The following is a 10569-nucleotide window of genomic DNA, read 5'->3' as shown; positions in this document are numbered from 1 at the left end:
GCCGACGGCGCGACGGTCACCGCGGTGACCAGCACTAATGTCCCCGCTGCCGAAGCCACCGAGACTGACGGCACGCTGGTGATCGACGGTGAATACGGCACGCTGACAATCAATGCGGATGGTAGCTATACCTACACGCTCGACAACACCAACCTCACGGTGCAAGGCCTGACCGACGGCGAGACACTGGACGAGGTGTTCAGCTACACGCTGACCGATGGGGACAGTGACGCAGACGATGCCACGCTGACCATCACGGTCAACGGCAGCGATGACGGCGTGACCGTCGATGTGCCCAACGATAATGACGCCACCACGCCGGATGGCAACATCAATGACCAAGTGGTATTCGAAAGCGGCTTGGCCGATGGCTCTGCCCCGAACACCGACGACACTCGGGTTGAGTCCAACCTGACGCTGACCGCCCTGGATGGCTTGCAGGACAATGGCGCGGTGACGTTGGATTACACCGACGAGAACGGTGATCCGGCGACCCTCACGCTGAGTAAAACGCAGGTCGAAGAGCTTGCCACCACGGCGCAAACGCTGACCACCCAGTACGGCGAGCTGACCCTGAACGGCTACAGCCAAGCCGCCGACGGCACCATCACTCTCGACTACAGCTATGAGCTGACCACGGCACCGAGCGAGAACGTCGATGACCTGATGGACAGCCTCACCGTGACCGCCACCGACCGTGATGGTCAGAGCAACAGCGACGACCTGAACATCAAGATCGTCGATGATGCGCCGGTGGCCTTCGATGACGTCAATAGCGTCATCGAAGGCGGCAACGCTAGTGGCAACGTGATCGGCGGTGGTGATGCCTCGTCGGGCGATGTCTCCGACATCGAAGGCGCCGACGGTGCCACGGTCTCCGCGGTGACCAGCAACAATGTGCCAGGCAACACGGCCGATGAGACAAGCGGCACCCTGGTGATCGAGGGCGAATATGGCACGCTGACGCTTAACGCAGACGGTAGTTATACCTACGAAGCCGATCCGGACAGCACGAATGCCGATGCTCAGGACGTATTCACCTACACCGTGCGTGACGGCGATGGGGATGAAAGCACCGCGACCCTGACCATCGATGTCGCTGACGTCACCGGCACCCCGACCGATACTTCGGGTAGTGTGGAGGAGGCAGGGCTAGCGGATGGCACCGACGCTTCCTCCGACAGCGAGATCATCAGCGGTGCTAGCCTCGACCTGCAGTCTGGCTGGACAGTGGAGTCGCCGCAAAGCGGCATAACGCCATTGGGTAATAGTTGGACGGTCAATACCGACGGTACTTTCGATTACACCCTAAACAGTGACGTAGACCACTCCGGTGCGGCGCCGACCGATAGCTTCGAGTACACCGCGGTCGATCAGTATGGCAATACCGTCACCAATACCGTGACCATCAATATCGTCGATGATGAGCCGGTAATCAGTGTCGACAGCAGCCAACTGGGCAGTGTTGAAGTCGATGAGAGCGGCTTCTCCGCTGGGGAAGTCAGCGCCACCGATGCCGACTTTATCAACGGCGTATTCGATATCGACCATGGGGCAGATGGCGAAGATAGCACGAGCTATCGCCTGCAGGTCACCGAAGGTGCGGTATCCGGCGTAACGGATACCGCCACGGGTGAATCCGTCCACCTCTTTATGGACGGTGACGACGTGGTGGGTCGTGTGGGAAATGATGCCGATGGCGAGATCACCTTCCGTATCGAGCTTGATGTCGACACCGGTGCCGTGACGCTGACGCAGACTCGTCCGTTGGAGCACCCGGATAGCAGCGACCATGATGATACTATCACCCTGAATGACGGTGCCCTCCAACTGGTGGCAACCGCCGTTGATGGGGATGGGGACAGCGTCGATAGCGATGCTGTCGATGTCAGCGGCCGGTTCACCTTCCGTGACGATGGTCCTTCCATAACAATGCCGCCTTCTGACGCCTCGGTAGACGAAGCCAACCTGGCCCTGGGCAGTGATCCTGATGTGCCCGCTACTAGTGTATCCAATTCCTTTACAGTGGATTTTGGTACCGATGGGGCGGGGGATATCCAATTCAGTGACGGGGACGCTGACTCGACAGTCTCTGTTCTTGAAGCTGCCGGCTTGGCGTCAAACGGGCAAGCGTTGGAATATGTCGTTAGTAATGATGGCCACACATTGACCGGCTATCGCGGTGCTGATCGTAGCGAAAGTGGCAAGGTCTTCACGGTCGATATACTTAATCCGACCACGGCAACACCTGGTTATGAGTTTACGCTGCATGGGCCGCTAGATCATGACGGTGGGGCTGAGGCCCTCGACATCAATCTTCAGCATCTGACAGTCACCGATGGTGACAATGATACGGTTGAAACCGACTTCACCATCACCGTTGTGGATGATGATCCCAGCGTTGAGACTAAAGTCATCACGGTGGATGAAGATTCAGATGTCGGGTCGACAGAGAACACTTTCAATACCAACGCCGATGCGACGGGCACTAATACCGGCATTGATGGTGGAGCACCGGACGCAGAAGGTTGGGTGGAAACGACATACGGTAAGGCCAAAGTAAATGACAATGGCACCATTACCTACGAGCCCAACGAAAATTATAGCGGTGAGGATTCCTTTACCTATACCACTACGACCGATAATGAAACCAAGGCCTTTACGGTTAACGTGACGGTCAATCCGGTCGCCGATGCGCCGGAGCTGTCAGGTGGTTCGGTCGATACGCTCGAGGACACGCTGGTTGCGCTGAACCTGACGGCGCCGAGCCCAACCGATACCACGGATCAGAACGGGGCAACCGCCGGTGATAACCCCGAACTGCTGGGACCGATTACCCTGAGTGGTATTCCGAGTGGCGCCGAACTGCTGGATGGCAGCGGTAACGTGCTCTGGACGAGTGATGGCAGCAATGGCGGATCGCTGACCATCGTGCTCTCTGATGGCGTCCACATCGACGGCGCTACTGGTGATCTCGCCATGACCACGGCGCAGTACGAGGCGCTGCAGGTCAATCCGATCGCCCAGAGCCACGAGAACTTCACCATCGATCTCAGCGTGACCAGCTACGAGGTTGATGACAGCGGCAATCCGCTGAGTGGCGTTGACGGCGCGGAGAGTACCGCCCAGGTGGAGGTCGGCGTACAGGCGGTGACCGACGATGTCAATTTAACCATCGATGGCTCGGATGCCCCTTATACGGCGACCATCGAGGAGGATAGTTCACTTGACCTTGGTAACCTGCTCGGTGCCAGCTTCGAGGATCTTGATGGCAGCGAGGAGCGCTGGCTTGAAATTAGTGATGTTCCAGAGGGAGCGTCGGTTACGGTGAATGGCAGCACCATCACGGCGGGAAGTGATGGCATCATCGTTATCCCAGCGACTAATCTCGGCAGCTTCGGCGCTGGTGAGTCGACGGAGATTCCATCATCCTTGGTACTGACGCCACCGGCGGATTTCAGTGGTGAAATCAATAATATCACCGTCACTCTCAAGGCCCAGGATCATGACAACGATGCTGGCGATGACAACGGTGATGTCAAGGACGACTCAGTTACGCTGAATATCGTGGCTACGCCAGTTGCCGACCAACCGGCAGATATCAGCGCTGTGGGGCCGGAAGATAGCGATATCGCCTTCCTGACGGACCTTGCCGTCAGTGACACCGATGGCAGTGAATCGATCACGGCCATCGGTATCGACAGCGTACCGGATGGCTGGGTGATCCAAGACGCCAATGGCAATGTTGTGCATACCGGTAACGGCACCGATGGCTTCACTATCAATTCGAGCGATGTAGCCGATGGCAGCTATACCGGCTACACCATCACGCCACCGGCCCATAGCAGTGAGAACGCAAGCCTGTCATTGCAGGTTACCGTGGAAGACACGAACGGTACGACCACCGTCAGTGATGATTTCAATGTGACGGCGGATATCGCGGTGACACCGGTCGCTGAAGAGGTCGGTGGCGATAGCGATGGCGATGGTCAGCCTGATCTGACCATGAATCCCGATCATACCTATGGCCCGGACGTGGACGGCATCGAAGATGAGTGGTTCGCGCTCAACGCTGATGGCTTCAATCCGGCGGACGGCTGGGTCAACCAGGACGCCGATGGCTCGGAGCAGACCTTCGCGCTGCTGACGCCGGAGCTGATTGAGGGACAGGGGGATAGCGCCATCGGTTCTAGCTTCAAGTATACCGATGGTGACAACAATGAGATCGTATTGACCTATACCGGCTCGCCCATCGAAGTGCCGGTGGAATACCTGGATAGCTTGGAGTTTCGCGCGGCGCCAAACCAGAAGGGCGAATTCCGGATTCGCGTCGAGGCCAAGACGGTGGATACCGATGCCGAGGGTAATACGGATACTGCCGTTTCCGGCGAAGCCTTTCTCGACGGCATCTTTATCGATCAGCCGGTGGCCGATCTTGCCTCTCTAAGCGTCACCTCTCCGGCTGAGGGCAACGAGGATGAGGCAATTTCGCTGGGTATCCGCCCTCAGAGCGGCGATCCCAACGAAAGTTTCCGGGTCACCATTAGTGACGTGCCAGATGGTGCGGTGTTGACCTACGACGGGAATGAAGTCACAGATGACGGTAGTGGCAACTATGTGATTGATGATTTCGATAGCGGCTTGCCATTGACCATTACGCCTCCCACAGACAGCAATGAAGACTTCACGCTTACCACAAGCGTGGTCACTGTTGATGAGTACGGTGGTGCGACTGATACTCTGGCGACGCCGGTTACGAAGACGATCGAAGTTCCTGTTAAAGGGGTCGCTGATGCGCCAGATGTCGATACCAGTACGCCGGTCTACATCGAAGAGGATCTAGATGATAGTAATGCCAGTGTTACGCTGAGTGATATCATCACCGCACGTTCAGGAGAAACCAGCGGTGATGGCTCGGAGACATTGACCTATCGTATCACTGGCCTCGATGAACAGTTCGGTGTCGAAGGCGCGACTCTGATTCGCGGCGAGGGAGCCAGTCGCGAATGGGTGACTACTGATCCAAGCGCCGTCACCATCACCACGCCAGAGAATTTTAGTGGACGTGTGGATTTCTCGGTGATCACCATCGTGACCGAGGACGATGGGGATACCCTGGAGGATGGTCCGAGAGACGTGGCCTTCGAGGTGACACCGTCGCCGGAGGCAAAATTCAGTATCCAGTCCAGTTTGGCCGAGGATCAGCTGGGGCAGCTCAACCTGAGGCTTGAGCCGCAGAACGGCGATACCAACGAGTCGTTGAGCTCGTTATGGATTGATGTCGCCAGCGTCACGGGCAATCAATTCGAGCTCTATTACGGTAGCGAGGGCAGCACAACGCTAGCCGAGGCCGCAGCGAACGGCGCACCGGGTGTGGTCGAAGAGGGTGGCTACTACAAGTTGACCGACGGTGCCTGGAACAACATCTACGCCCGGGGTGACGAGCACTTCTCCGGTAATGCAGGCACTCTTGAGGTGCAGTACGAGATCACTGATACCCCCAACGAGGGGTATGAAGGGGATGTCGACGATACCACGGTGGTCAAGAACGCAACCCATGAGGTCATCATCGAGGCGGTAACCGATGTGCCGACGGTGGCCATTACCGGGATCGTCAATGTTGGTGTCAGCGATGCCATCATCGATGACAAAGACGTCACCGCCGACGGTAATGATCATGTCGAGGTTACCGTCGATATCACGCAGCCGGATACCGACGGCAGTGAGTCCCTCAAGTATCTGCTGATTGACAATGTTCCCGCTGGGGTCAACGTCGTGGGTGGTGAGTTCGTCGGCCAGGTCGCGGGTGGCACGGGCAGCCAGTGGCGTATCGAGATCGACCCCGATGTCGCCTTCAATGGCACCGATACCCTGACACAGATCGTTGAGTTCACGATGGGTGATGGCACTCAAGTTGATGCCATTGAGGACCATGAGATCACCATCACCGCAGTGACCCAAGACAATGGAGCGACCAGCCAGGAGGAGAGTGGTAGTGATAGCTGGACGCTGACTGGCGAGGGAGACTTCGGCGATGGTCAAGACCCGAGCGAGATCATCAGTTGGCAAGACGCCAATGCCACTATGACCGAGGACACTGGCATAACGCTAGCGGACTTGGTCAATGCTGAGATCGGGGACGCGACGGATGGTCGTAGTGCGGTAACCATCTCCAACTTGCCGCCGGGCGCCGTGGTCAACGGTATGCAGCAGACCACTATCAATGGCGAGATGGTGTGGTATGCCAGCACCGATGACAGCAGTAACCAAGGTCTGCAGGATCTGCTGGGTGGCATTACGGTGACGCCGCCAGCCAATTGGAATGACAGTGACGGGCCGTTCTCCTTTGATACTACTCTGACGACTCAGTCACCGAGTGGTGAGGAAAACTCGGCGACGATCAGTCTTGAACCGCCCGTGACACCGGTGACTGATACGCCGATCGTCAACGTCTCCGCAAGCGATGCCGCCGATGGCGAGGATGTCGACTTCACCATCGACGTCTCCAGCCCGGCGGATGATCCCGATGTCAGCCTGGTGGATGGTCAGTTGGTGATCACGCTTGATGAGACAGGTATGACCAGCGGCGACGGTGCCCCAGGCGTCCTGTGGTACAACGGTGAAGAGATCACGCAGGATGGTGAAGGCAACTACGTGATTGACGGCGTTTCCGTGGGCGATTCGGTCACTGTGAGCTATCGACCGGGGGACAATACCTGGGGTAGCGTTTCGCTTATCGCTGAGGCGGCGACCCAGGAGGTTGGTGCGGCCAATGAAGAGACTTCGACTGGGTCGAGTGCTTCCGTGGTCGCGCCACCGCCGCCGGAAGTCACTGCCAGCGATGCCGTCGGTATTGAGGACGAATTGGTCGAACTGCAGGGGCTGGGCGTTTCGCTGCCGGATGCCTCCCAGAGCCTTGAGGCCTTGCTGCTAGAAGGTGTGCCAGAAGGCTGGCTGGTCAAAGCCGGTAGCGATGCTGACTCAGCGACGCTTGTCGACAACGTCGGTGGGGGGAGTTGGTCGTTACTAGAGAATGGTGAGATACCGGCATACGTGGCTCTGCAACCACCGCGCAACTGGAGCGGAAACCTCGAAGGGACGGATGCCCTGACGCTGACGGCGCGGACCAGCCGAAATGGTGAGAGCGACACCACCTCCACTGACTTGAAAGTGGAGGTTCAGCCTGTGGCTGATGGCATCACTCTGTCGCCCGAACTTAGCTTCGGTGATGAGGGTGACAAGATCCCGCTCAACCTCAGTGCTAGCATGCGGGACATGGACGGATCGGAAACCGCTACGATCGAGCTGTCGGGGCTTGGCGAACATGTCAGCTTCTTCACCGACGGTGGCGATACGCTATTGGATAGCTTGCCGAACGCCAGCATCAGTTATGACAGTGGCAGCGATACCTACACCCTGAGCGGTATTACACCGGCACAGATAAATGATCTGTATTTGGTGCAGGGAGCCACTGATGGTGATCAGAACGTTACCTACGAGGCCTGGACCACGGATGGTAGCGATACGTCGGCTTCGGTATCGGGCGATTTCGATGTCAATATCGCAGCCGTCGAACCGACTGAGGGTGACGATACGCTGTTGTATAGTGGCTCACCGATTGATGCCCTAGGCGGCAACGACACTATCGTGATGCGCTTCAAAGAAGACCTGGAACAGGATGACTACGCTAACTTCGATAATATCGAGCGCTTCGACCTGACAGAGAGTGGCAGCAACTCGTTGGATGCCTTGCGTCCAGAGGACGTTCTGGAAATGACCGATGATCGAAATACACTGAGCATTCTAGGTGACGAGAATGACACCGTTGACCTAGGGGTAGGCTGGACCGAGGGAGGAAATATCATAGAAGACGGCGTTACTTTCCGAGTCTACAACGCTGATGAAGATATATCGCTGAAAGTGCAGAGCAGCATACTCGTGGAGTAAGCTAGAAATAGAGACAGTAATAAGTGTGCAGCGCCAGGGTCTTAAAATACCCTGGCGTTTTTATAGGCGTTTCTTTAAAGGAAGCAATACTACCATGATGGTTTTAATGCATTGAGAGAGATATCCTAAATCAGATCACTATTTAGTTTAGCTAAACTAAAAAAATACGAGACAATGTTATGACCAGACCACAAGCAAGCAGTCATCGGCAAATAGATAACGATCAGGTAGTCGTCACCCGTTGGGGCTTCCCTCCTGAAGCAGAAACAGGCTGGCATCGTCACGATTATGATTATGTGATTGTGCCAATTCATGACGGCAAGATGTTACTCGAAACGCCAGAAGGCAACCATGAGGTGATGCTGCAAGAAGGTGTATGCTACAACCGTGTAGAAGGCACCGAACATAATGTCATCAATATCGGCGAGAAAGCATTTTCTTTTGTTGAAGTTGAGCTGAAGTAACTCAGGTAGCCTCAAGTAAGCGAAAGGCTTGAGGCACTTCCCTTCGCTTTTGGGCTTACCCAACACGCTGTTCCCCTCTTAAAAGAAAAAAACCGTGTCTCTTGGGTTAGTGAATTGCAAACCTGTCTTCTCGGACGCGCAAGTAATATCTGCTCGCTGTCTGAGACAACGTAGGGTGAATCGCCCCAGGTTTCATAGACACCTCCAGGCCCTATACTAAAGGTATCTAGGAGGAACCATGAGCCATCCCCGCTACACTGAAGAATTCAAAATCGAAGCCGTCAAACAAGTGGTAGAGCGCGGCCATCGCGTGGCCGAGGTCGCTGAGCGGCTAGGCGTGTCAGGTCACAGCCTGTACAACTGGATTAAGCGATACGATAAGCCGGTAGAACAACGGCAAGAGGATGATGATCTCCAAGCTGAAAACCGTCGTTTGAAGGCCGAACTCAAACGCGTATTAGAAGAGCGAGACATATTAAAAAACCGTTATGGGTTGGCACCCGCTTGTAGGTACAGAAACCCGACGGCGCACTATACTCAGCTTGGGTGCCAGGGGCGCAGCCGTTGGCTTTTTGGTGGTCGACCCCGTTAAAAAACGTGGCTCGGGTGGCATTCTGGACTTGAAAGTGGCGACACCGTTTGAGGTGATCCCGGTTAGGAAGGTAGATGTTATCAACGCCACCTCCTCTGGTCCTTCCGTCATTTACGGTTGCTGAGGAGATGCTGTCATGGCTCGTCAATCCTCCCGTTCCACGCATCAACGGGACAAGCTACAAGTCGTCCACCCTAATGCCGCAGCGATAGATATTGGTTCACGTTTTCATGTTGTAGCGATCCCCCCTGATCGGGATCCGCAACCGGTACGACGTTTTGATACCTTTACGGGCGATTTGCGTCGCCTAGCTGATTGGTTAGCGGAAAAGAACATCGTGACCATCGCAATGGAATCGACAGGGGTGTATTGGATCCCCGTTTACGAACTCTTGGAAGAACGCGGTTTTGACGTGATTTTGGTCAATGCCCGTGAGGCCAAGAATGTCCCAGGGCGTAAGACAGATATCAACGATGCTCAGTGGCTGCAACGCTTGCATTCCTATGGCCTGCTACGTGGCAGCTTTCGTCCGACTCAAGAGCTTGCCAGTCTACGAGCGTTACTACGCCAGCGGGAACGGTTACTGGAATATTGTGCCTCTCATATTCAGCATATGCAGAAAGCATTGATGGAGATGAACTTGCAACTTCATCATGTTGTGTCCGATATCACCGGTAAAACAGGGATGCGGATTCTGCGCGCTATTGCCCAGGGGCAGCATGACTCCGTTGTACTAGCCTCCTTTCGTGATCCGCGCTGTAAAGCCAGCGAGGAAACAATTCGTCAAAGCTTGGAGGGCCACTACCGCGAGGAACATCTACTCGCACTGCGTCAGTCGCTCTCCTTGTACGACACCTACCATGAGCATGTCGCCGAATGCGATCAGTTTATTGAAGCGACTCTCAAACGGCTTTCACTTGCAACGCCAATGCCGGAAAGCTCGCTGCCTGCTGCTCGGCATCGGGATGCCAACCCTAATGCACCGGCATTCGATGTACGCAGTGCTCTATTTCAGGTGCTGGGCATTGACCTAACCCAGATTCATGGCCTTGGACCCTACTTGGTGCTCAAGCTAATTAGCGAGTGTGGCACCGATATGAGTCGCTGGCCCACGGTCAAGCACTTTACCTCTTGGCTAGCGTTGTCACCGGGAAGCAAGATTTCTGGTGGCAAAGTGCTATCGTCAAGAACCCGACGAACCAAGAATCGAGCAGCTGCCTTGCTGCGTCTGGCGGCTACCACGATTGGGCGCTCTCAAACAGGCCTTGGTGCTTTTTACCGCCGATTGGCGAGTCGCCTAGGCAAGGCCAAAGCTGTCACTGCGACAGCAAGGAAAATTGCCGTTTTATTCTACAACGTCCTGCGCTACGGCTGGGTTTATCAAGACCCTGGTGCTGACTACTATGAGGAACGTTACCATCAACGTATTGTTCGCAACTTACAACGCCGTGCGCAATCATTAGGCTTTGAATTGGCCCCCATAGCAGACCCCAGACAGCGGGTTTCTTAGGAAGGCCACCGCGTACTTCGCCAGGGAGTCCGACTGAGGTACGCGTTTATTCAAAA

Annotated in this window: 4 protein-coding genes and 2 pseudogenes; 5 read left to right on the top strand and 1 reads right to left on the bottom strand. The window is 55.7% G+C overall.

The window, feature by feature from the left end:
- Positions 1-24 precede the first annotated feature (24 nt).
- Positions 25-243: pseudogene (locus tag JFC11_RS19200) on the top strand (VCBS domain-containing protein); the annotation flags it as partial.
- 461 nt (positions 244-704) lie between these two features.
- Here the strand turns inward: JFC11_RS19200 and JFC11_RS19160 are convergent.
- Positions 705-851 carry a hypothetical protein gene (locus JFC11_RS19160; RefSeq protein WP_332838112.1) on the bottom strand — a complete coding sequence of 49 codons (147 nt, stop codon included), beginning with the start codon at positions 849-851 and terminating at the stop codon, positions 705-707.
- On the opposite strand from JFC11_RS19160, the gene JFC11_RS18745 reads away from it, so the two are divergent.
- From JFC11_RS18745 to JFC11_RS18730, 4 genes and pseudogenes are all read left to right on the top strand, one after another.
- Positions 781-7947, top strand: a complete 7167-nt coding sequence (locus JFC11_RS18745) for a DUF5801 repeats-in-toxin domain-containing protein (protein WP_332838111.1) — start codon at positions 781-783, stop codon at positions 7945-7947. The two genes, JFC11_RS19160 and JFC11_RS18745, sit on opposite strands and share 71 nt — an antisense overlap.
- 179 nt (positions 7948-8126) lie before the next feature.
- Positions 8127-8411, top strand: a complete 285-nt coding sequence (locus tag JFC11_RS18740) for a cupin domain-containing protein (protein ID WP_198350261.1) — start codon at positions 8127-8129, stop codon at positions 8409-8411.
- Positions 8412-8649: 238 nt separating this feature from the next.
- Positions 8650-8892: pseudogene (locus JFC11_RS18735) on the top strand (transposase); the annotation flags it as partial.
- 247 nt (positions 8893-9139) lie between these two features.
- Positions 9140-10513, top strand: a complete 1374-nt coding sequence (locus tag JFC11_RS18730) for an IS110 family RNA-guided transposase (protein WP_198350260.1) — start codon at positions 9140-9142, stop codon at positions 10511-10513.
- Positions 10514-10569 lie beyond the last annotated feature (56 nt).

Source organism: Vreelandella alkaliphila, from assembly GCF_016107625.1.
In the GTDB taxonomy this organism is placed as follows: Bacteria; Pseudomonadota; Gammaproteobacteria; order Pseudomonadales; family Halomonadaceae; genus Vreelandella; species Vreelandella alkaliphila.
This window is presented reverse-complemented; position numbering and strand designations above follow the sequence as displayed.

Bases quoted from the DNA above. Each gene is read 5' to 3' on its own strand.
- JFC11_RS19160 (WP_332838112.1), bottom strand. From the start codon at position 851: ATGTCGGAGACATCGCCCGACGAGGCATCACCACCGCCGATCACGTTG.
- JFC11_RS18740 (WP_198350261.1), top strand. From the start codon at position 8,127: ATGACCAGACCACAAGCAAGCAGTCATCGGCAAATAGATAACGATCAG.
- JFC11_RS18730 (WP_198350260.1), top strand. From the start codon at position 9,140: ATGGCTCGTCAATCCTCCCGTTCCACGCATCAACGGGACAAGCTACAA.